The sequence below is a fragment of the Azospirillaceae bacterium genome, from assembly GCA_028283825.1.
In the GTDB taxonomy this organism is placed as follows: Bacteria; Pseudomonadota; Alphaproteobacteria; order Azospirillales; family Azospirillaceae; genus Nitrospirillum.
Window position 1 is genome coordinate 229,478 of record JAPWJW010000002.1, and the last position, 22,967, is coordinate 252,444.

A 22,967-nucleotide genomic window follows, 5' to 3' on the forward strand; every position below is an offset into this window, starting at 1 on the left:
CTTTTCTGGTGTACGGGCAGGCGAGGTCTGAAGGGGTAACGGTCTGGCGGCGCTGGTGGTTCCGCCGATTGTCGGCGTCAGGAATGGGGGGTGGTGGACAAGGGTGCGGCGATATCCTCCAGCGACTTGCCCTCCGCCTTGACGCCCAGCACCGCCTCGACGGCGGCGGCGGCGATCATCAGGCCGGCACCCAGGACATAGCCCCACAGCACGTTGGTGCGCGATCCCGTGTCGATCAGGGCGCCGAACACCAGTGGGCCGCAGACGCCGCCCACCCCGGTGCCGAAGGCGAAGAACAGGGAAATGGCGACGGCGCGGATCTCCAGCGGGAAGCATTCGCTGACGGTCAAATAGGCGGAACTGGCGGCGGCGGAGGCGAAGAAAAAGATGACGCTCCAAGCCAGGGTGATGGTGGTGGCGGTCAGCAGGCCCTGCTGGAACAGCACGCCGGTGCCGATCAGCAGGACGCCGGACAGGGCGTAGGTGCCGGCGATCATGGGCACGCGGCCGATGGTGTCGAAGAAACGGCCGATCAGCAGCGGCCCCAGGAAGTTGCCGGCCGCGAACGGCAGGATGTACCAGCCGACATCGTTGGCCGGCACGCCGAAGAAGGAGGTCAGGACCAGCGCCTCGGTGAAGAAGATGGCGTTGTAGAAAAACGCCTGGGCCGTCATCAGCGACAGGCCCAGCACCGTGCGCGGGCCGTAATCGCGCAAAAGTGACCGCGCCACGGCGCCGGTGGACACGGGTGCCAGTTCGCGCAGGCGCACCGGCGGGCCGGCCGGGGGCAGGGTGTGGCCTTGGGCCCGGATGCCGTCCTCGATCCGGGTCACGATGGCCTCACCATCGGCCACGCGGCCATGGGTCATCAGCCAGCGCGGGCTTTCCGGGATGGCGCGGCGCAGGAACAGGATGAACAGGCCCAGGATGGCGCCGGTGAAGAAGGACGCGCGCCAGCCCAGATCGGGCCCCAGCAGGGCCGGATCCAGCAGGACGACGGAGCCGACGGCGCCCAGGGCCGCACCCAGCCAATAGCTGCCGTTGATCACCAGGGTGACCCAGCCGCGGGCGCGGGCCGGGATCAGTTCCTGGATGGTGGAATTGATGGCGACGTACTCCCCGCCGATGCCCGCCCCGGTGATGAAGCGGAACAGCAGCAGGCTGGGGAAATTCCAGGAAAAGGCGGTGGCGGCGGTGGCGGCCAGATAGACCAGCAGGGTGATGCTGAACAGCTTCTTGCGGCCCAGCCGGTCGGTCAGCCAGCCGAAGAACAGGCCACCCAGCACGCAGCCGATCAGATAGGCGCTGCTGGCCGCCGACACCTGGGCGTTGTTGAGGGCCAGGGCCGGGCTTTCCTTCATGGCGCCGGCGACGGCGCCGGCCAGGGTGACCTCCAGCCCGTCCAGCACCCAGGTGATGCCCAGCGCCCCCACCACCAGGCTATGGAACCGCCCCCAGGGCAGGCGGTCCAGCCGGGCGGGGATGTCGGTCTCCGTGACGGCAGGGGCGGGTTGGGCGATCGAGGCGGCACTGGACAAGGCGGGGCACCTTACAAAGGTGGATTGATGAAAAGAGGATGGGTGGGCCAATGGTCGAGGTCCAGCCCACCCATCCTGGAAGCCGTCCTCGGGGGTGACGGCTTCAACGGTGAAACGCGGCGCTTAGAACTTGGCGGACGCACTGAGGTGGACGGAGCGGCCGAACAGCGGCCGGCCCAGGAAGACGCCGCCGGTGCTGGTGCCCGCCCCCACGACGCGGGCGTTGCCTTCGGTGATGCCCAGCTCATCCGTCAGGTTGGTGGCGGTCAGCTGGACGGAATAGCGGTCGAAGTCGGCGGCCACGCCCAGGTCCAGGGTGTCGTAGGCCGGCAGCGGCTGCTGGTTGTCCGGGTCGCCGTAACGGTCGCCGACATGGGTATAGGTGCCGAACAGGCGCAGGCTGGCCCAATCCAGCGGGATCTCGTAGGACGGCGCGATGGAGAACTGGAACTTGGGCTGGCGCAGCACCTCATTGCCGTTATAGGTCGGGTTGTCCTGGTACTTGGCATCCAGGTAGGTGCCGCGGAAGGTGACGGTCAGGTTGGTGACCGGCCGCACCGCCAGTTCAAACTCCGCACCCCAGGCTTCCGATCCATAGATTTCGTTGATCAGGCTGCCGCTGCCGTCGGGGTTCACCACCTCCGCCTGGTACAGCAATCCTGAGAAGGTGTTGTGGAAGCCGGTGACATAGGCGCTGTAGTAGTGGGAGGAGGTCTTGAGGCCGATTTCCTGCTGCTGGATATCGACCATCTGGTAATCGCCGCCGCGCAGCGCATCGAACTGCGGGAATTCATGGCCGCCGTTGGCACGGGCGTAAACGCTGAGGTCGTCCGTCAGGTAATAGTTGGCGCCCACCGTCCACGATGGCGCCGTCTGGTGTGAACTGACGCCGTAATAGGTGCCGTTGTTGTAGCTGGCGGCGTTGTCGTACAGGGTCAGCGGATTGCTGTCCAAATCACCGGTGCTGTCGTTGTTGATGGTGCCGTTGATGGTCTGGTGTTCCACCCGCAGGCCGGCGTCCAGGCGCAGGTCCGGTGTGATGTGCCATTCGTCGGAGATGAAGCCCGCGACCGCCGTACCGTCATAGCTGGCGTCCAGCGCGTAGAACGACCCGGACACCAGGCCGCCGCGCGACACCTGGGCGCCGTTGTTCAGCGCCACGTCCACCACTTGCGGATGGTTGGCCATGGTCAGCAGGTAGTTGTTGCCCAGGTACCATTGGTCCTTGGACGTGTAATGGGCGAAATAGGCGCCGACCGTCAGGGTGTTGCCCTGGAACAGGTCATGGCTCAGGCGGACATCGTCGGTGAAGGACTGGATCTGCTTGTCCACCGACCACATGCCGACCGAAATGACCTGCTGGTTCATGTTGGTCAGGGCGGCACCGGTGCCCACGATCCTGGCCGACCCGCCGGTGGCCAGGCCGCCGGCCGCCGCCACCACGGCGGCGCTGGCGTTGGCGGATGTCACGCTGTCGGAAATGAACTGGCCCAGCGTTTCCGGGTTCGACCCGGTGAATTCCGACTGGGTGTAGGCCCGGCCGGTGACGAAGTTCATCTTGTTGCTGAGCTGCCAGCCGTTCAGGTCCAGGTCCAGCGTGTCGCCCAGGGTGGTCAGGTGGACGCCGCGGCCGTCGCCGATGTCCAGGTTCTTGGTCTGGCCCGGCCCGGTCTCGATCGTGACGTTGCGCACGTCGTTGCTGTACAGGCTGAACGTGCCCGGATCGGTGCCGGGGAAGGCGGAGATATCCTTGCCGTTGTTGCCGCTGACCAGCGGGATGGCGGTGTAGAAGGCGTTCCGGTCGTCGGTGCGGCGGCCGTAGAATGTGAAGCTGCCGTTGTCGAACTTCTTGGTGACGTTGGCCACCACCTGCCCGCCGTCGTCGGCCGGGAACTGGGTGCTGCGGATGCCTTCGTTATAGCGGTAGAAGCCGCCGACCATGAAGGTCAGGTCCTTGGAAATGGGCCCGGAGTAATAGGTGTCGACCCGGTACAGCCCCTCATCCCCCACGGTCAGGCGGATGCTGCCTTCCGGCGTGTCGGTGCCCTTGCGCTGGATGAAGTTCACGGTGGCGCCCGGCTGGGCGTTGGAGAAGACGGTGGCCGGGCCGCCGCGCAGCACCTCCACCCGTTCCACCGTGTCGTCCAGGCGGATCAGGCTGGAATTGTCCATGAAGGACAGGGTGGGGGCCGGATAGATGGGGGACCCGTCGATCTGCATGGTGACGAAGGGCGCGTCGCCGCCGCCGGGGAAACCGCGCACGTCGATGTTGGGGCCGGCGGTGCCGCTGGTCGATTCCACCCACAGGCCCGGCGTCAGCTTCAGCAGGTCGGCGGTGCCGTTGGGCTGCTGCGCCACGATGTCCTCGGCCTTGATGGTGCTGATGGCGAAGCTGGCGTCCAGCTTCTTCATGCCGTCGCTGCGCGCCGTGCCGGTGACGATGACTTCCTGCAACTCATCGGTGGCGCTGCTCAAGGCGCCGGCCTGGGGCGCCGGCTCGGCGGCCGTCTGGGCGCGGGCCGCCATGGGGACCGTCAGCGCCGCCAGGGCGACGCCGGCCAATAACATAGCTATCCTGTTCGGATTCAACATTTTTCCCTCCCGTTTTTGTCTCGGCCAGGGGGCTGTGACGGTGCGGGTTCGCCCGTCGACTTGGCCCCAAGGCTTCTTATCGGGATGGCACGCCCACGTTGGGCCGATACCACCCCTGCTTGAATGAAAGGACGGATAGCATCGAATGACATCGATAACAAGACATCGATATCATTTCTGTCTCATTTGCCCGTGGGGCGTTGAAACCGGGCCACAGGGGTAAAGGCATTGCTGCAACAGCACTTCGCAGGTGCGGTATAATGCCAGCGTTTCCAGGAAGATGGCTGCCAAGTCTTTGGATGGAAAGGCCTAGCCGTCTCCGATTTGCGGACTTCCCCGCAGCCAGATTGTTATCGATATCACCCTATGATGGCCCTATCATCGCGCCGCAGGACAATCGGCGTGACGCCAGGGGTGGGGATGGGCATGGGGGACGGGACGGCGCATGCGGCCGAAATCCGGCTGCGACTCAGGGACCGCCACCGGCCTTATGGGCCCCGCGTCGCTTGGCAAGCGGCGTCCGCTTGTGGAACAGTCGTGCCCGGATTCGTCCGGCGCCGCCGGCCCTTTTTCCAGGTTTGGAACCCCGCATGAGCACGCGTTCGGTCAAATCCCCCCGCCCGGCGGCCCCGGCGGACAGTTTTCCGGTGGTGGAACCCGGGCGGCTGACCATGGCCGATCTGGCGGAACGGGCGCAGGTGTCGGTCATCACCGTGTCCCGCGCGCTGCGCGACAGCCCATCGGTGCGCGAGGATACCCGCCGCCGCATCCAGGACCTGGCGCGGGAGATGGGCTACCGCTTCAACGCCACGGCGCGGAACCTGCGCCTGCAGCGCAGCCACACCATCGCCGTGGTGGTGGACATGAAGCCCAGCCCGGAACGCCCCATGTCCGGCCCCTTCCCCTTGGACCTGCTGGGCGGCATCTGCCAGGAACTGACCACCGCCGGCTACAACGTGCTGCTGACCACGGGGCAGGGCCATCCCGCCGACGCCGTGCAGGCGGCCGACGGCGCCATCCTGCTGGGCCAGGGGGCGGACGACACGGCGGTGCACCAGTTGGCGCCGTCGGGCGTGCCGCTGGTGGTGTGGGGCGCCCCGCGTTCAGGGCCCGGCCCCGGTGCCGATCCGGTGTTCGTGGGCAGCGACAACCACCAGGGCGGGGCGCTGGCGGCGGCGCGGTTCATCGCGACCGGCCGGCGCCGCCTGGTTTTCCTGGGTGACACCCGCCATCGCGAAAACGCCGAACGCCTGCACGGCTTTACCGAGACGCTGGCCGCGTCCGGGGCGGCGCTGGTGGCCCTGGTGCCCTGCGACTTCACCTTCAACGCCGGCGTGGCGGCGGTGCAGGGCCTGCTGGCCGATACACCCGGCGGCTTCGACGGCGTGTTCGCGTGCAGCGACGCCATGGCGCTGGGGGCGGTCCGCGCGCTGACGGAGGCCAGGCTGTCGGTGCCGGGCGACGTGTCCGTCATCGGCTACGACGACACGCCCATGGCCGCCTTCCACACCCCGGCCTTGACCTCGGTCCACCAGAACTGGACGGACGGCGGCGTGCGCCTGGCGCAGAGCGTGCTGGCCCTGATCAACGGCGACCGGCCCGACAGCGTCATCCTGCCCACCCGCCTGGTGGTGCGGGAAAGCTGAGGTTTTAAGTTTCCTCAGGCGCCGGCGGGGCATCCGCCCCTTGGCTTGTCCTCAGTTTTCAGTCCGCCTTCGGCTCCCCAAAAACTTCCGGCGGCCGCGGTCGCGGCCTACGGCGGCATGAGCATGAACCCATGCCGCCCCTGGCTCCGGAAAAGCCGTCAGTACACGTCGCGCCGATAACGGCCGTCCGCCGTCAGGGCGTCCAGCTGGTCGCGGCCCAGCGCCTTGGCCAAGGCGTCGTCCACCGCCGGGGCCATGCCTTGCAGGCTGCCGCAGACGTAGATGGTCGCCCCCTGGCCCACCCACTGGCGGATTTCCTCGGCCGCCGCCGCCACGCGCTGCTGCACATACCCGCCGCCATCGCGGGAGAAGGCCCATTCCACGCGCGCCAGGGTGCCGTCGGCCTGCCAGGTGTCGATCTCGGGCCCGTGCAGGCGGTCGTGGGTGGCGGTGCGCTCACCAAACACCAGCCAGGCCTGGCCCAGGCGGCGGGACCGGCGGTGCTTCAGGTGGGCGCGCAGGCCCGCCAGGCCGGTGCCGGCGCCGATCAGGATCATGGGCAAGGGGGCGGCCGGCGGGTGGAAGCCGGGGTTGTTGCGGATGCGCAGGCGTACCTCGTGCCCCAGGGGCGCGAAGGTGGTCAGCCAGCCGGAGCCCAGGCCCGGCGTGCCGTCGGGCCGGCGTTGCAGGCGGACAAGCAGGTCCAGCCGCCCATCCTCGGGCAGGGAGGCGATGGAATATTCGCGGTGGGGCAATGCGGCCAGGCCGTCCGCCACATCCTGCGCCGCCTGGCCCCGGGCCAGCACGTCGTTCGCATCGGGCAGATGGCTGGTGGCCAGCAGGGCATCCAGGCGCTCTTGGCCCCCGGGCGTCTGCACCCAGGCCGCACCGTCCAGCCCGGTGGCCGTCAGGAAGGCCTGGACGGCGGCGTCGCCGTTGGCTGGCAGGATCTGGACGATGTCGCCCGCCTGCCAGGCCGGCAGCGGCTGGTCCACCGGCTCCAGCGCCAGGTGGAAGGCCGGGTTGCCGGGGCTGCCGGGGTTCAGCAGGCGGCGTTCCGCCAGGCGCCAGCGGTCGTAGACCGGCGGGGCCCAGTCGGGCGCCTGGGCGGCACCCAGCTGGCGCAGGCGGGCCTGCCAGTCGTGCAGGGCGGCGGTGTCGCCGCCGTCGGCGCTGGCGTCCACCGTCACCGTGTCGAACAGGCGGACGGCACCGCTGTCGCCCAGCCATTTGTCCAGCGCGCGGCCGAAACCGCAGAAATGCTCATACCCCCGATCACCCAGCGCCAGCACGGCGTATTCCAGGCCGGCCAGGGCGGCGGGCTTGGCCATCACCTTCTTGGCGAAGATGCGCAGATCGTCCGGCGGTTCGCCCTCGCCATAGGTGCTGGCCACCACCAGCAGGCGGCCGGTCAGGCCGGCGAGTTCCAGCTTTTGCAGCGGCACGACCTCGGGCGCCAGGCCGCCATCGCGCAACAGGCCGGCGGTGCGCCAGGCCAGCTGTTCCGCCGTGCCGGTCTGGCTGGCATAGGCCACGGTCAGGGCGGTGGATACTGGCGCCGGCGTCGCGCTGGTGATGCCCGCGGCGGCCATGGCCGCCCGCGCCGCCTTCTTCTTGCGGCGGCGGTCCAGGTACAGCATCAGGCCGGTGACGGTGAACAGCGGCATGGTGCCGGCGGCGATCATGAAGACGATGGCGCCGCCGGTGCCGAAGAAGGTGCCGCGATGGATGGCCAGGATGCTGCTGACCAGCTTGGCGCCCGTGGGCTTGTCGGCGTAGTGGCTTTCGCTTTTCACGGCACCGCTGGCGGAATCCACCGTCATGTCGTCGGTGGCGTATTCATGCGGCGCGCCCTCGGCCCGATAGCGGATGCGCACCGGCGCGCCGGGCCGGGCCGGCGGGGTCAGGGTCGCGATCTCGTAATGGCCGCCGGTCTGCTGCAGGAAGCCGGTCCAGGCGGTGTCCATCGGCACCGCCGTCTGGGCGCCGCCGGCACGTCCGCCGCCTTCCTTGCCACCCCCTTCACGACCGCCGCCCCGCTGCTCACCCCCCCGTTCCTGCTGCGGCGCCTGGCCGGTCAGCAGTTGGGTCACGCCCTGACGGTACCAATCGTAGGACCACCACAGGCCGGTCAGGCCGATGGCCAGGTAGATGACCAGTACCCAGGTGCCGGCTACGGCGTGCAGCGACCACAGGAAGGCGCGGCCCTTGGCCTTGGTGTCCAGCGCCAGCCAGGCGCGCCAGTCCATCACGCGACGCGGCCAGCGCAGGTACAGGCCCGACAGGCAGAAGAACAGCAGGGCGAAGACGGCCGGGCCGGTGATCTGCCGGCCGATGCCGTTGGGCCCGCCGGGCAGGGCCAGCCAGCGGTGCAGGTTGCGCACAAAGCCGAAAAAGGCCTCGCCGTTGGCGCCGCCCAGGATGACGCCGCTGTAGGGGTCGACATAGGCACGGGTGCCGCGCCCTTCCTCGCCCGGGCGCCGGTCGAACATCACCCGCGCCGCCTCGTCGGGGGCGGGGGACAGCACCAGCATGGTGACCTTGTCGTCGGGGCGCTGCTCATGCAGGCGCGCCATCAGCGTGTCGGGCGACAGGATCTGCGTGGTCTGCACCGCCACCGTGACCACGCCGGGGCTGATCGCCCGCATGATCTGGTCCTCGAAACTCATGGTGGCGCCGGTGATGCCCATCAGCGCCAGCACGAAGCCCAGGGTGATGCCCAGGAACCAGTGGATTTGGAACAGCACCCAGCGCGGCGTGGGCAGTCGCGTCGTCCACGATCGGCCCCGGCGGGCCGGCGACGGGGCGATGGCGGGCTGGCCGACGGCATTGCTGTCGCCGGCGTGATCTCTGGTCACGCTGGTCAAGTCTCAAATCCCCAGGTACGGCGGTGGCCTTATGCGGCAAATGCAAATCACTCGCATTGCCGTTATAAGGGGCGGGCCGCCGTTTGAAAAGACGGTTTGCCGGGGATTGAACCGCGCCGGGATTGTCGGAGGCTTTCACTCCTGAGAGACTGAAGCCACGATGAGCAAGACGACGAACAAGTTTTCCCCCGAAGTTCGTGCCCGCGCGGTGCGGCTGGTGTTGGATCACGAGAAGGATCATCCGTCCCGTTGGGCGGCGGTGATGTCGATCGCGGCGAAGATCGGCTGTTCCGGACAGACGCTGAACGAATGGGTGAAGAAGGCCGAGGTTGAAGCAGGCACGCGGGCCGGTGTTCCCAGCGATGTCGCGGAACGGCTGAAGGCGCTGGAACGGGAGAACCGGGAACTGCGCCAAGCGAATGACATCCTGCGCAAGGCGAGCGCGTATTTTGCGGCGGCGGAGCTCGACCGCCGGTTCAAGCCATGATCGCCTTCATCGATGAGCATCGGGGTGCGCACGGGGTCGAGCCGATCTGCCAGGTGTTGCCGATCGCCCCGTCGACCTATCACCGGCATGCGTCGCGGCGTTCCAACCCGGATCGCCTGCCGGCGCGGGCCAAGCGGGACACACGGTTGAAGGTCGCAATACGGCGGGTGTTCGACGAGAACTTCGCCGTCTATGGCGTGCGCAAGGTCTGGCACCAGCTCAAGCGGGAGGGCCAAGCCATCGCGCGTTGCACGGTCGCCCGGCTGATGCGGGACCTGGGCCTGCGAGGTGTGATCCGGGGCAAGCCGGTGAGGACGACGGTGAGCGACAAGGCGGCACCCTGTCCGCTGGACCATGTCAATCGGCAATTCCATGCGCCCCGGCCGAACATGCTGTGGCTGTCGGACTTCACCTACGTTGCCACCTGGCAGGGCTTCGTCTACGTGGCCTTCGTCATCGACGCCTACGCCCGGCGCATCGTCGGCTGGCGGGTATCGCGGACGGCCCATGCCGCCTTCGTGCTCGACGCACTGGAGCAAGCCCTGCATGAACGGCAACCGGCCAAGCACGGCGGCCTGGTTCATCATTCGGACAGGGGCGTTCAATACGTCAGCATCAAGTACACCGAGCGCCTGGCGGACGCCGGGATCGAGCCCTCGGTCGGCAGTGTCGGCGACAGCTACGACAACGCCCTGGCGGAAACCATCAACGGCCTCTACAAGGCCGAGGTGATCCACCGGCGTGGGCCATGGCGATCCTTCGAGGCCGTCGAATACGCCACCCTGGAATGGGTCGATTGGTTCAACCACCGGCGGATCCTGGGCCCCATCGGCAACATCCCACCCGCCGAAGCTGAGGCTCGCTTCCACGCCATGACGGACACCCCGGCGATGGCCGCCTGACTCAAACCAAACGGCCTCCGACAATCCCGGCGCGGTTCAATGGGAATAGCTTATGAAGACCTGAGGCGAGTGAAGGATATCGTTCCAGTGAGGTTCGACGAACAGGTTCTTGTGGGATGGTTGGGTCGTGATCAGATTTTTGGAACGCAGAATTTCACCGATTTCGCGGCGAAGTCCGAGAATACTCCCGCGATTCTCGATGCAGGCATCGACGAAATCGCGCATCAGTTCAGGTAAATCGCGCTTTTGCGAGAGTCCGTAAGCAGCAAGGTAATTCGGTTCAAACCCCGTCGCGCTTCTTCGCTTTATAAGATTGAACAGCACCACAGATGGAGTGCGTGGAAGCGGAATGCCACCATTCCGAAAGTGGCTGCGCAGGTGTCGCCACTCATCATCAGGGATGGTTTGGTTGTTGTGAACAACCGGTGTAAACAGATGAACGCTTGTCCCGGATGCAGCGGAAATCTGGGCTTTGTGTCGAGAAGTCCACATACTCAATGTCGAGCGATGAAAAGAGGAAGATAGCGAAGATTGACGCCTGTGGATCTAGGCCATTTTCGCTACAGCGGTCGAGAACCTCCTCAAGCCAAGCGTCCACATTGAACAAGTAGAACATTCATCCCCCCCAAGTGGGTGCCGCAGGCCTGCTCATGACGATATTCGCTTATTGTTGCCCAGTCGATTGCGTTCACTCGTGTCGCCTAAGGGGGCTGGGTATCTCGCGCTCTGCCTCTCACCCGTCTGCAATGCTCAATTCTAACCAGAAGCTGAAAGCTAGCAAAGTCCCAAAGCCGGCCATTCCGAGCCGCGCCAAGAGCCCGATGAACAATCGGCGGCTTTCGGGATAGCTGGTCGCCGGTGTGAACGACCTATACGGGGCGCAAAGCGGACAGAAGCGGTTTTCTCAAGCTACAGCGTCAGAGCATTCGGTTTTCGCATCAATTGGGTGAGGCTTTGATCAGGAAATGCAGCAAGCTCGCCTGAGCTTTGGTGGCCCGCCTCGCCCGCCCTTCTCACTTTATGGGTCAGCCCACAGCGCGCTTGCTGGGGGCTATCCTCCCGGGATGGAGCGGCCTTTTATGAGCATTGACGCGGTTGCCTTCAGGCTGGCGCTCAAGAAGGGTTTGGGGCGCAGCATGCTCATGTTGCGATCCGATCCGGATAATCCGGCGTTGAGGGATGCGCTGCTCGACGCGTGCATTATGAACGATGTTTACGACCGTCAATGTGAGAGCACCCGCGATGGCTATCTTCATCGCTTGATCAGTGTGTCGGGACAGTCGCCCTTTTTCTGGGACGCTTTACGGGGGCGCCTCGGGGCAGGTTTCCATGATGACCACGATGTGGCGCAGATATTTGCCATCTTATGTCTGATCGCGGCGGAAGATCAGCGGTTTGACCGTCAGGAATTGCGCACTTTCCTCCAATGCGCCTCCGACCATTTGGTCGAGCCCTGCATGTGGGCCCTGGTGAAGCTGGACGGTATTGACGGCGTCCTGCTGGGTATTCACCGCATTTATGAAAGTGTGGTGGCTGATTTGGACGGCGAAGGCTGGCTGGTGCAGCAACTGATCCAAACGCTGAAAGAACGCGACGGGGAAGAGCAGTCATCCAAAGCGGTGGAATATGCCCGTACGGTTTGTCCCGAACTGGACAGGCTGATGGTTCTGGTCGCGGAAAAAGCGCCTCGCCCGGCGCCGGCAGGTCCAAAGAACTACGCTGAATTCAAGGCCAACGTTGAGGCCGGAAGAAGCCCGCGCACCGCGTGGGTCCGTGATGCGGATCAGACGGATATTATCCTTGCCGCCCAGGATATGCTGGCCGAGCGAGATGAGCGTAGAGTTCGGTCGTACCTGCGGGTATTCCGCGAACGGGCCTTTCCACTGCCCGCCGCCACACTCTTCCCGCTGACGCGGCATGAAAACCCCATGATTGCTTATGGGGCCATGCGGATCCTTGGCCGCATCCGTTCCCCGGAGGTTCGAACGGCGGCGTTGGATTTCCTGGCGGCGGGCCGGGTCAGAGATGCGCTGGACCTGCTTCAGGCCAACTATCATTCCGGTGACTTCGAGGTTATTGGCAGGGCGATCGAACGATCGGTTTTGAATGATGAAACCTGCCATAGGATCGGGTTCTCTGTGCTTCACCTGCTCGAGCAAAGCCCAGCTGTGATCCAGGAAAGTGTTCCGGTGTTACTTTGGCTTTATGAAAACGAGCCGTGCACACTCTGTCGTCGAGACGTCGTCAGGCGGCTGGGCGAGGGCGGAGCCCTGCCCGGTTGGATGGCGGAGGAGGTGGTTTTCGATGCGGAACCAAGGGTCCCCGACCAGGCTGTGGCACATCCCCCTTCCGGGAATTGTTCGTAGGGCTCGATAAGCCGGGAACGTCCCCCATCGCCTTGGATAGGCCCGGTGGCGACACCACCTGCATGCCGGTGTGAAATTTCTTTGAAACTTCTTTTGTGGCTGGCGGCGGGACATGCTTGCTTCCTCAGCCTCGCTTGCCGCCTTCTCCGCTGCCGCCTTTTCCGGCCTATCCTCACGGGAGCCTCCAGATGGATTTTTTCCGCCGCTTCAATTTCCTGGTCTGCGCCCCCGCCTTCGAGGCCGATGAACTGGAAGGCGCGCGGTTGCAGGACATCATCGTCGAGGTGGAGCGGCTGGGCTTCGAGGTCGCCAAGGCCCGGCGCATCGAGGACGCGGAGCTGGCCATCCGCACCGACGCGGCCATCGGCTGCATGGTGCTGGACTGGGGCAAGCGCGGGCCGGAGGGCAAGGCGGCGGCCCTGATCTCGCTGGTGCGCGCCCGCGGCCTGGAAATGCCCATCGTGCTGCTGGTCCGGCGCAAGCGGCTGGAGGACATCCCGGTGGAGGTGATGCGGGAGATCGATGGCTATGTCTTCCTGGCGGAGGAAACGCCGCAGTTCATCGCCAAGAACCTGATCAGCCGCCTGCGCCAGTACGCCGAAACCCTGAAGACCCCCTTCTTCGGCGCCCTGGTGGACTATGCCGAGGAAGGCAACCAGATGTGGACCTGCCCCGGCCACAACGGCGGCATCTTCTATAACCGCAGCCCCATCGGCCGCATCTTCGTGGAACATCTGGGCGAGGCCATCTTCCGCGACGACCTGGACAACTCGGTCGTGGATCTGGGCGACCTGCTGGTGCACGAGGGCCCGGCGCTCAAGGCGCAGAAGGAAGCCGCCAAGATCTTCGGGGCGGAGCGCACCTATTTCGTGCTGAACGGCACCTCGGCCTCCAACAAGGTGGTGCTGGGCGCCCTGGTGGCGGAGGACGATTTGGTGCTGTTCGACCGCAACAACCACAAGGCCGCCCATCATGGCGCCCTGCTGCTGGGCCAGGGCACGCCCATCTTCCTGGAGACCGACCGCAACGCCCACGGCCTGATCGGCCCCATCGATTACGAGGCGCTGGACGAGGCGGCGATCCGCGAGAAGATCCGCACCCATCCCATGGTCACGGATCCCGAGGCCTGGAAGAAGCCGCGCCCCTTCCGCGTGGCGGTCATCCAGCAATGCTCATATGACGGCACCATCAACAACGCCGACCTGCTGGTGCAGAAGCTGGGGCCGCTGTGCGACTACATCCTGTTCGATGAGGCCTGGGCCGGCTTCATGAAGTTCCACCCCCTGTTCCAGGGGCGCTATGGCATGGGGGTGAAGAACTTAGGACCCGACAGCCCCGGCATCATCACCACCCAGTCAACGCACAAGCAGTTGGCCAGCTTCAGCCAGGCGTCGCAGATCCATGTGAAGGACAAGCACATCGGCGATCATGAGCGGCGGGTGGAACATCGCCGCTTCAACGAATCCTTCCTGCAGCACGCCTCAACCAGCCCGTTCTACCCCATCTTCGCCTCGCTGGACGTGGGCGCGCAGATGATGAAGGGCAAGTCGGGCGAGGTGCTGTGGGACGACACCATCCGCCTGGGCATCGAAACCCGCAAGAAGCTGCGCGCCATCGCCCGCGAGTTCGTGGAGAAGGAAAGCGATCCCGCCCGCCAGTGGTTCTTCGACCCCTTCGTGCCCGACGTCACCCGGCTGGAGGGCCGCGACGTGCGGTGGGAGGACGTGCCGACCGACGATTTGGCCCGCGACCCCACCCACTGGATGCTGGAACCGGGCCGCACCTGGCATGGCTACAAGCACCTGGGGCCGGGCTACGCCATGACCGACCCCAACAAGCTGACCATCCTGACCCCCGGTTTCGACCGCCGTACCGGCGCCTATCTGGACCAGGGCATACCGGCCCCGGTGGTGGCGGAATACCTGCGCGAAAACCAGATCGTGCCGGAGAAGAACGACCTGAACTCCCTGCTGTTCCTGCTGACGCCCGGGGTGGAAAGCAGCAAGGCCGGCGGGCTGATGAGCGCGCTGATCTTCTTCAAGCGCCTGCATGACGACAACGCCGTGCTGGACGACATCATGCCCGACTTCGTCCGCCGCCGGGCGCCACGCTACAACGGCGTGCGCCTGGGCGATCTGTGCCGCGACATCCACGCCTTCTATCGCGGCCACAACATCAGCGCCTTGCAGCGCCAACAGTTCCGGCCCGAGCATCTGCCGGAAATGGCCATGTTGCCCCACAAGGCGGCCAAGCAGCTGGTGCGCAACAAGGTGGATTTCGTCACCCTGGACCAACTGCCCGGCCGTATCGCCGCCACGCTGATGCTGGTCTATCCGCCCGGCATCGCCACCATCCTGCCGGGCGAGCGGCTGACGGAGCGGGCGGCCCCCATGATCCAGTACCTGAAGGTGTTCGAACAGGCCACCAACCTGTTCCCCGGTTTCGACAATGAGATCCAGGGCGTCTATCGCAAGCTGGACCCGGACGGCCGTACCCGCTTTTATACCTACGTCGTCCGCGAATAGGACCATCGCCGCCCATGACCCTGACGCCTGATACCGATCCCGCGCCGTCCCCCTCCTCCGGCCTCGTCATCCGCCCCTCGACCGAGGCGGATGTGGAGGCGATGCTGGAAATCTACGCCCATCACATCAACCGGGGCATCGGCGACTATGAGCCGGCGGCCCCGGATGAAAACGACATGAAGCACCGGCGCAAGAACATGCTGAGCAAGCGGCTGCCCCACGTGGCGGCCGAATTGGACGGCGTGGTGGTCGGCTACGCCTACGCCGTGCCCTTCCGCAAGCGCCCGGCCTATCGTTATGCCGTGAAGCATTCGATCTATGTGCATCACCAGCATCTGTCGGCCGGCATCGGTCGCCGCCTGATGCAGTTCCTGATCGATGCCTGCGCCGCGGCGGGATACCGGCAGATGATCGGCTATATCGACGCCGCCAACGAGCGTTCCTTGCGCCTGCATGAAAGCTTCGGCTTCACCCGCGCCGGCTACTTGCCCGCCGTCGGGTACAAGTTCGGCAAATGGACGGATTCCGTGCTGGTGATCCGCCCCCTGGGCGAGGGCAGCAGCACGCCGCCGGCGCCGATGCCGAAGAAGACCAAGGAAAAGCCGGTGGCACCGGCGGGCGATGCGGTGCTCAATGAGGGAGCACCGGACGGGACCACCACGTCCTAACCGTCCGCCAGGATCATGGCCGCCGCCTTCTCCGCGATCATCATGGTGGGGGACGCCGTGTTGCCGGACGTGATGCGCGGCATGACCGAGGCGTCGGCCACGCGCAGGCCCTCCACCCCGATCACCCGCAGGCGGGCGTCGGTGACGGCCAGGGTGTCGGCGGGCGATCCCATGCGGGCGGTGCCGACGGGGTGGAAGATGGTGGTGCCCACGTCGCCGGCGGCGGTCGCGATGTCGCCGTCGCTCTGGATATGGCTGCCGGGCTTGTATTCCTCCGGCCGGAAGGCGGCCAATGCCGGGGCCTGGGCGATGCGGCGCGCCAGGCGCAGGCTGTCCACCGCCACCCGCCGGTCCTCCTCCGTGCCCAAGTAGTTGGGCTGGATGACGGGGGCGTCGGCGGCGTGCGGGCTGCGGGCGTGGATGCCGCCCCGGCTGGTGGGGCGCAAATTGCAGACGCTGGCGGTGAAGGCGCCGAAGGGGTGCAGGGCGTCGCCGAACTTGTCCAGCGACAGCGGCTGGATATGGAATTGCAGGTTGGGGGTGGCGTATTCCGGCCCGCTGCGGGTGAAGGCGCCCAGCTGCGACGGCGCCATGGTCAGCGGTCCCCGCCGACGCAGGGCGTAGTCCAGCCCCATCCATGCCCGGTGGGGCAGCGACCGGTAGAGCCCGTTCAGGGTGGGCACGCCCGTGACCTTGAAGATGGGGCGCAGTTGCAGATGGTCCTGCAAGTTCTCCCCCACGCCCGGCCGGTCGGCCACGACCTCCACGCCCAAATCGCGCAGGCGCTGGCCGGCGCCGATGCCGGACCGTTCCAGCAGGGCCGGGGTGGCGACGGCACCGGTGGCCACCACCACCTCCCGCCGCGCCGCCAGGACGCGGTTGCCGCCGGGGACGCTGAGGTGCACGCCCGTGGCACGCTTCCCATCGAATAGTAGGCGGTTGGCCAGGGCGCCGGTGATGATGCTCAGGTTGGGGCGGTGGCGGACGGGGTCCAGGAAGGCGCGGGCCGCACTCCAACGCCGGCCACCCTTCTGGTTCACCTGGAAATAGCCGCAGCCCTCATTGTCGCCGCGGTTGAAGTCTTCCGTCCGCGGGATACCGCTCTGTTCGGCGGCCGCGATGAAGGCGTCCAGCAGGGCCCAGCGGATGCGCGGGTTGTCCACGTGCCATTCGCCGCCCGCCCCATGGAACAGGCTGGTGCCGCCCACATGGTCTTCCATGCCCAGGAAGGTGGGCAGCACGTCGGCCCAGCCCCAGCCCTCCAGCCCCATCTGGCGCCAGCCGTCATAGTCGGCGGCCTGGCCGCGCATGTAGATCATGGCGTTGATGGCGGAACTACCGCCCAGGACCCGGCCTCTGGGATAGGCCAGGCTGCGCCCGTTCAGGCCCGGCACCGCTTCCGTCCGGAACATCCAGTCGGCGCGGGGATTGCCGATGGCGAACAGGTAACCGACGGGGATGTGGAACCAGATCCAGTCGTCCTTGCCGCCGGCCTCCACCAGTGCCACGCGGGTATTGGGGTCGGCCGACAGCCGGTTGGCCAGCACGCACCCCGCCGATCCCGCCCCCACCACCACGTAATCGAAGGTGTCGCCCTCGGCGGCGATATGTGGCGTGGTCATCAGGCATCCCTCCCAGGCGGGTCACTGGACACCAGTGTCCGCTTGAAGGACGCCCCAGCGCAAGCAGGCGGAACCGGCTATCCGATTCCGCCCACTCCCATACACCGGCGGCATCTTATGCCGCTGTAGGACGCGACCGCGTCCGCCGGAGCGTTTTGGGGAGCCGCAGGCGGACTGAAACGTGAGGACAAGGCAAGCGGGCGGATGCCCGCGCCCGCCGCCTGAGGGAATACTTAAGGCTTCAGCTTTTGCGCCTTCAGGGTCACGGTCTGCTTCTCGCCCAGGGTCAGGGCGTCGCTGCCCAGCGCCACGGTGTAGCTGCCGGCCGCCACCTTCCAGGCGTGGGCCTGGGTGTCGAAGTCGGCCAACAGGCGGGGATCGACGCCGACCGTCACCGTCTTCTTCTCGCCCGGCTTCAGATCCACCCGGCCGAAGCCCAGCAGGCGGGTGCGGTTCCCCTGCGGGCCCGCCACCAGATAGACTTGGCCCACGTCGGCGCCGGCCCGCTTGCCGGTGTTGGCGATGGTGAAGCTGATCTTCATCGCCTCACCATCCTTACCGCCTGGGGTCGCTTTCAGCCCGCCCTGGCTGAAGGTGGTGTAGCTGAGGCCGTAGCCGAAGGGGAACAGCGGCGACAGGCCCTTGGCCGCGTACCAGCGGTAACCGACATCCGAGCCTTCGGGGAAATGGGCGTCGAACTGCTGCTTGCGGTCGCGGTTGTAGAAACCGGCCAGCACCGGGCTGGGCGTCTGCGCCAGATCGCGCGGGAAGGTGATGGGCAAATGGCCCGAGGGGTTGGCATCGCCGAACAGGATGTTGGCGATGGCCTGGCCGCCGCGGGTGCCGGGGTACCAGGCCTCCACCACGCCGGCCACCTGGTCCAGCCAGGGCATGGCCACCGGCCCGCCGGTCTCCAGCACCACGATGGTGTTGGGGTTGGCGGCGGCCACGGCGGCGATGACGGCGTCCTGACCCTGGGGCAGGCTGAGGTCCGGCACGTCCTGGCCCTCGATATTCCATTGCGTGGCGAAGACGATGGCCACGTCCGCCTCCTTCGCGGCGGCGGCGGATTCGCTGGCGTAGCGGCCGTCGGCGAAGATGACGTTGTCCTTCCCCACCTTGGCCTCGATGGCGGCCAGGGGCGCGTCGGGCTGGTAGACGGCGTCGGAGATGTGGGCCAGTTCGCCGGTGCCGCCGATGTGGATGAAGGCGCCGTTCTTGTAGTCGTGGTTGGGCCCGTCGGCCGCCAGCACCTGGGATGAGCCGCCGCCCGACAGCACGCCGGCATCCGCCAGGCCGCCGATGATGGCGATGCGCTTGCCCTTGGTCACCAGGGGCAGCACGTCGCCCTTGTTCTTCAGCAGCACGATGCCCTCTTCCGCCACCAAACGGGTCAGGGCGGCATGGGCGTCGAAGTCGATGGGGCCGGCGGCCTCCTTGTGGTCGAACACGCCGACGGCGAACAGGGACCGCAGGATGCGCCGCACCATGTCGGACACCCGCGCCTCGGGGATCCGGCCCGCCGCCACGGCGGCCTTCAGCGGCTTGTCGAAGAACACATCCTCGTCGATCTGCTCGCCCGACTGCTGGTCCAGGCCGTTCATGGCCGCACTCAGCGCCGGGGTGGCGCCCCAGTCGGACATGACCCAGCCGGGATAGGCCCAGTCACCCTTCAGCACCTTGTTCAGCAGGAAGTCGTTGTCGCAGGCCCAGGGGCCGTTGACCCGGTTGTAGGAACACATGACCGAGGCCGGCTGCCCGGCCTCGATCGCCAGCTGGAAGGCCAGCAGGTCGCTTTCGCGCAAAGGCGCCTCGCCGATCACGGCGTTGACGGCGCGGCGGCTGGATTCCTGGCTGTTGAGGGCGAAGTGCTTCACCGTGGCCACGATGTGCTGGTCCTGGGTGCCGCGGATGGCCTGGCCCGCCAGCGTGCCGGCCAGCAAGGGATCCTCGCCCAGATATTCGAAGTTGCGGCCGTTGCGCGGCTCCCGCGTCAGGTTGCTGCCGCCGCCCAGCAGGACGTTGAAGCCCTTGGCACGCGCCTCGTCCCCCACCATGGCGCCACCCTTGTAGGCGGCCTCGGGGCTGAAGGTGGACGCGATGGCCAGGCCCGAGGGCAGGCCGGTGGCGCCGTCCGGGCGCAGGCGGTGGGGGGTGGCCACGCCCAGGCTGGCGTCGGTCTCGCGCAGGGCCGGGATGCCCAGGCGCGGCACGCCGGGGATGTAGCCGGCCGACCACACCACGCCCGGCGGCAGCCCATCGATCTTGTAGGGGATGGCCATGATGCCGTGCAGCATGCCGATGCGCTCATCCAGGGTCAGCTGGCTTTCCAGCAGGCGCGCGCGCTCATCCGGCGACAGCTTGGTGTTCATCCAGGGGCCATCGACCGTAGGCGTGGGGGCCAAGTCGGCGGCGGTGGCGCGGGCCGACATCTCGGCCTCCAGCGCGATCTGGGCGCCGGCGGGGGCGGTCAGCGCGCCGATCATCAGGGCGCAGGCGGCGGCACTGGCGGCGATGCCGCGGCGGGACATGAGGCGGGTCATCTGTCGGGTCATGGGGCGGCGATACTCCCTGGTTTTATTGCCGCCGGGTGGGCCCGGCGGGGCATATGACAAGGTTGTCATATGGCGGCCACTCTAGGGTTTGGCCCCCGGCGGCGCAACCCCGTTTGTGGCATCTTTGTCGGCGTTCCCGCGCGGCATGGTGCCGCCGGGCATCTTGGACGCGCGCTTTCCCCACCCTATGTTCCCTTTGGGAACGACAGGTGGATCAGGCGGGAAGGCATGTCGGACATAACGGCCTTGGACGGCGCGGTGATGCATATCGATGATGACAGCGTCGTGCTGGTGACCGGCGGGCTGGGCAGCACCTCGGTGCGCGGGCCCGGCCCCGCCGACATCTCCACGCGTGAGGACGCGGCGGTCCTGGTGGCGCGCCTACGCCTGAAGACACCGCTGGCTCGGTTGACCCGGCCGGACGGCAGCCCCGTCTGGATCAAGGGTGGGGCCGTGTCGCTGGTGCGCAAGCCGCTGCCGGGCGACGTGCCGCCGGGCGGCCGTGTGGGCGCGGTGCTGTTCGTGGCGGGGGACCACCAGGCGGTGGCCGAGGATGTGGACGCCGTCCGGACCTCGCTGAACGCTCACGGCGCCAACGTTTGACACGCCCCTCAGACGCCGGGCGCGACCATCCGGTCGCTTGGGCTTCCTCGCTTTCCAGTCCGCCTACGGCTCCCCGGACAAGCTCCGGCGGCTGCGGTCGCAGCCTATAGCGACACAAGCCGGAATCTTGTGTCGCTGAAATAAGGGTCAGGCCGGATTGGCGAACCGCCCGCGATAGGCCGCCGGGCTGGTGCGCAGGCGGGCGCGGAAATGGTGGCGCAGGGTGTCGGCGCTGCCGAAGCCGCACTCCGCCGCCACCTGCTCCAGCGGCAATGAGGTGGCCTCCAGCAGGGTGCGGGCGCGGCCCAGCCGTTCGCCCAGGATCCAGTCCTTCGGTGATGTGCCGGCGGCCTCGCGGAAGCGGCGCACCAGGGTGCGTTCGCTCATGCGCGCCTGGGCCGCCAGGCGGGCCAGCGGCAAATCCTGGTCCAGGTTGCGGCGGATCCAGTCGAACAGGGCCGACAGCGGCGCGGTCTCGTCGGCCAGTGGCGCTTCCACGAACTGGGCCTGGCCGCCGTCGCGGTGGGGCGGGATGACCAGGCGGCGGGCCACCTGGTTGGCGATGCGGGCGCCATGATCGCGGCGCACGATGTGCAGGCATAAATCCAGACCGGCGGCACTGCCGGCGGAGGTCAGCACCGATCCCTCGTCCACATACAGCACGTCCGCCGCCACCCGGATGTCGGGATGGCGCTGGGCCAAGGCGGCGGCATAACGCCAATGGGTGGTGGCCCGCTTGCCGGCCAGCAATCCTGCCGCCGCCAGCACGAAGACGCCGGAACAGATGGACACCAGCCGCGACCCTCGGCCGTGGGCCGCGCGCAGGGCGTCTGCCAAGTCAGCCGGGACGGGTGCGTCCATGCCGCGCCAGCCCGGGATGATGATGGTGCCGGCACCCGCCAGTTCATCCAGGTCCCCGTCCGCCAGCACGCGGATGCCGCCCACGGCGCGCAAGGGCCCGGGCTCCGCGGCGCAGACGCGGAACTGGTACCAGTCCGTCATCTCCGGCCGGGGCAGCCCGAACACCTCCACCGCCACCCCGAACTCGAACGTGCACAGCCCGTCATAGGCCAGCACGGCCACGGTGCGGTTGCGCAAGGGCGGCGGGGAGGGGTGGGGCGGCGTCATGCGTCGATGAAACACGGCCCCGGTTCGGGTGCCAAGCGGGGTTTGGGCTGCTGGCGTGAAATGCCTGTATATTGGCGGACGCGCCAGGCCGGCGAAGAATGAAACATTGGCGATCGTCAATCGTTTGCATTACATTGTCATGCGAATGATGGTGGAGGGCCTGATGGTGAGCAACGCTCTGGTGCAGACGCGCATTGATGCCGATGTGAAGGAAAGGGCTGCCGCCGTGCTGGAAAGCATGGGGCTGACCGTATCGGATGCTGTGCGCATTTTGCTGACCCGCACCGCCAATGAGGGCGCATTGCCCTTCCTGCTGGCCGACAGTCCTGCCCACGACGCCTGGTTCCGCGCCAAGGTGCGCCAGGCGTTGGAGGACACCCGACCTGTCCTGGATGAGGAAGAGGTCGAGGCCCGATTTGCACAACGGCGGGCCGCGACAAAGTCGAAGTAAAGGCAGGTCAGCTGACTTTTCGTCAGCCATGCTCCCCGCTGGGCTGCATCACCGCCAGTTCGTTGCCTGAGGGGTCGGTGAACTGGAAGCGGCGGCCGCCGGGGAAGCTGAAGATGGGGCGGACGATGGTGCCGCCGGCTTTCGTGACGGCGGCCAGGGCGGCCTCCAGATCGTCCACCTGGATCACGGGCAGGGGGGCCTTGGGCGCCTCATCCGCGTCGGCCTGCAGGCCGACGTCCACGTCGCCCGTCATGGTGCAGGCGTAGGTGGGGCCGAAGCCGGTCAGGGACCAGCCGAAGGCGCCCTCGTAGAAGGCCTGGGCCTTGGCCAGGTCGCGGGTGGGCAGCTCGATGTAGTTGGGCCGGGCCATGGTGCGGGGTGCCTCCGTTCAAATGTTGGTTGAGTGGGGGCTTGATAGCCCGCATCCAGTGACAGAATCTGTCAGCAGGGAAGGATTGGCCGGAATTGCCCGCATATTGGCGGGTGCGTCCCTGGCGGGCCGGGGCCGGTTGAGCGACAACGGGGCTGTCGTCGCCCTTGCCCGATGGAGGCCCCCCATGACCGCCGCTACGCCGTCCGTTGTCGCCAAAACGCCCGCCGCACCGGCCGATGCCGCCGCGGCCCACTTCGAGGCCAAGCTGGGTTTCGAGACCGACTGTGCCGATGTCTGGTACGCCACCACTCAAGAGGCCAAGGACTTCGTGCTGGTGGACGTGCGCACACCGGCGCTCTACGCCGCCGGCCATGTACCCGGCGCCGTCAACATCCCCACCCGCCAGATCAGCGAGGCGGGATTGGCCGCATATCCGCCGGACACGCTGTTCGTCGTCTACTGCGCCGGCCCGCACTGCAACGGATCGACCAAGGCGGCGCTGAAACTTGCCCGCCTGGGCCGCCCGGTGAAGGAGATGATCGGCGGCCTGACCGGCTGGATCGACGAAGGGCTGGGCCTGGCGCGGGGCTGAGCCCAGCACCGGTTCTCATACCAGCGGTACGAGATTTCACCTCGTGCCGCTG

At 67.1% G+C, this 22,967-nt stretch carries 16 protein-coding genes and 1 other annotated feature; of the genes, 8 read left to right on the forward strand and 8 right to left on the reverse strand.

The genetic code is table 11. The features are described 5' to 3' along the window. Positions 1-77 precede the first annotated feature (77 nt). Together PW843_09770 and PW843_09775 are read right to left on the reverse strand one after the other, a co-directional pair. Positions 78-1,538 (reverse strand): MFS transporter, encoded by a 1,461-nt coding sequence (locus PW843_09770; GenBank protein ID MDE1146894.1) that lies wholly within the window; start codon positions 1,536-1,538, stop codon positions 78-80. A 123-nt stretch (positions 1,539-1,661) separates the two neighbouring features. Further along, positions 1,662-4,100, reverse strand: a complete 2,439-nt coding sequence (locus tag PW843_09775) for a TonB-dependent receptor (GenBank protein ID MDE1146895.1) — start codon at positions 4,098-4,100, stop codon at positions 1,662-1,664. A gap of 620 nt (positions 4,101-4,720) precedes the next feature. Here PW843_09775 and PW843_09780 point away from each other — a divergent pair. After that, on the forward strand, positions 4,721-5,776 hold the full coding sequence (locus PW843_09780) for a LacI family DNA-binding transcriptional regulator (protein MDE1146896.1): 1,056 nt from the start codon (positions 4,721-4,723) through the stop codon (positions 5,774-5,776). Between the two features lie 158 nt (positions 5,777-5,934). Here PW843_09780 and PW843_09785 read toward each other — a convergent pair whose 3' ends face one another. After that, complete coding sequence (locus tag PW843_09785; protein ID MDE1146897.1) at positions 5,935-8,634, reverse strand: sulfite reductase flavoprotein subunit alpha; 2,700 nt, start codon at positions 8,632-8,634, stop codon at positions 5,935-5,937. Positions 8,635-8,803: 169 nt separating this feature from the next. Here PW843_09785 and PW843_09790 point away from each other — a divergent pair. Then, positions 8,804-10,032 (forward strand): IS3 family transposase gene (locus tag PW843_09790; protein ID MDE1146898.1). Its coding sequence is split into 2 segments (ribosomal slippage): positions 8,804-9,092 and positions 9,092-10,032, totalling 1,230 coding nucleotides; the frame shifts between segments, so codons are not numbered across the junction. Then, positions 9,085-9,201, forward strand: a sequence feature (AL1L pseudoknot). (Overlaps the previous gene by 117 nt.) Before the next feature lie 36 nt (positions 10,033-10,068). Here the strand turns inward: PW843_09790 and PW843_09795 are convergent. Then, complete coding sequence (locus tag PW843_09795; GenBank protein ID MDE1146899.1) at positions 10,069-10,524, reverse strand: hypothetical protein; 456 nt, start codon at positions 10,522-10,524, stop codon at positions 10,069-10,071. A 587-nt stretch (positions 10,525-11,111) separates the two neighbouring features. Here PW843_09795 and PW843_09800 point away from each other — a divergent pair. The 3 genes from PW843_09800 (at position 11,112) to PW843_09810 (ending at position 15,591) form a co-directional block, all read left to right on the forward strand. Next, complete coding sequence (locus tag PW843_09800; GenBank protein MDE1146900.1) at positions 11,112-12,398, forward strand: hypothetical protein; 1,287 nt, start codon at positions 11,112-11,114, stop codon at positions 12,396-12,398. Between the two features lie 188 nt (positions 12,399-12,586). Next, positions 12,587-14,923, forward strand: coding sequence for an Orn/Lys/Arg decarboxylase N-terminal domain-containing protein (locus PW843_09805; protein ID MDE1146901.1), 2,337 nt, complete (start codon positions 12,587-12,589; stop codon positions 14,921-14,923). A 14-nt stretch (positions 14,924-14,937) separates the two neighbouring features. Further along, positions 14,938-15,591 (forward strand): GNAT family N-acetyltransferase, encoded by a 654-nt coding sequence (locus PW843_09810; GenBank protein ID MDE1146902.1) that lies wholly within the window; start codon positions 14,938-14,940, stop codon positions 15,589-15,591. Here the strand turns inward: PW843_09810 and PW843_09815 are convergent. Then, positions 15,588-17,213, reverse strand: a complete 1,626-nt coding sequence (locus tag PW843_09815) for a GMC family oxidoreductase N-terminal domain-containing protein (GenBank protein MDE1146903.1) — start codon at positions 17,211-17,213, stop codon at positions 15,588-15,590. The two genes, PW843_09810 and PW843_09815, sit on opposite strands and share 4 nt — an antisense overlap. 233 nt (positions 17,214-17,446) lie before the next feature. Further along, positions 17,447-19,768, reverse strand: coding sequence for a glycoside hydrolase family 3 C-terminal domain-containing protein (locus PW843_09820; protein MDE1146904.1), 2,322 nt, complete (start codon positions 19,766-19,768; stop codon positions 17,447-17,449). A gap of 228 nt (positions 19,769-19,996) precedes the next feature. Between PW843_09820 and PW843_09825 the strand changes: the two genes are divergently transcribed. Beyond that, positions 19,997-20,371, forward strand: coding sequence for a hypothetical protein (locus tag PW843_09825; protein ID MDE1146905.1), 375 nt, complete (start codon positions 19,997-19,999; stop codon positions 20,369-20,371). A 147-nt stretch (positions 20,372-20,518) separates the two neighbouring features. On the opposite strand, the gene ftrA is transcribed toward PW843_09825, so the two are convergent. After that, positions 20,519-21,499, reverse strand: a complete 981-nt coding sequence (gene ftrA / locus PW843_09830; protein ID MDE1146906.1) for a transcriptional regulator FtrA — start codon at positions 21,497-21,499, stop codon at positions 20,519-20,521. Positions 21,500-21,662: 163 nt separating this feature from the next. Here ftrA and PW843_09835 point away from each other — a divergent pair, with 163 nt between their 5' ends. Next, on the forward strand, positions 21,663-21,950 hold the full coding sequence (locus PW843_09835; GenBank protein ID MDE1146907.1) for a type II toxin-antitoxin system RelB/DinJ family antitoxin: 288 nt from the start codon (positions 21,663-21,665) through the stop codon (positions 21,948-21,950). 22 nt (positions 21,951-21,972) lie between these two features. Here the strand turns inward: PW843_09835 and PW843_09840 are convergent, their stop codons facing one another. Then, complete coding sequence (locus PW843_09840; GenBank protein MDE1146908.1) at positions 21,973-22,320, reverse strand: VOC family protein; 348 nt, start codon at positions 22,318-22,320, stop codon at positions 21,973-21,975. 187 nt (positions 22,321-22,507) lie between these two features. Here PW843_09840 and PW843_09845 point away from each other — a divergent pair, with 187 nt between their 5' ends. Further along, on the forward strand, positions 22,508-22,915 hold the full coding sequence (locus PW843_09845; GenBank protein MDE1146909.1) for a rhodanese-like domain-containing protein: 408 nt from the start codon (positions 22,508-22,510) through the stop codon (positions 22,913-22,915). Positions 22,916-22,967 lie beyond the last annotated feature (52 nt).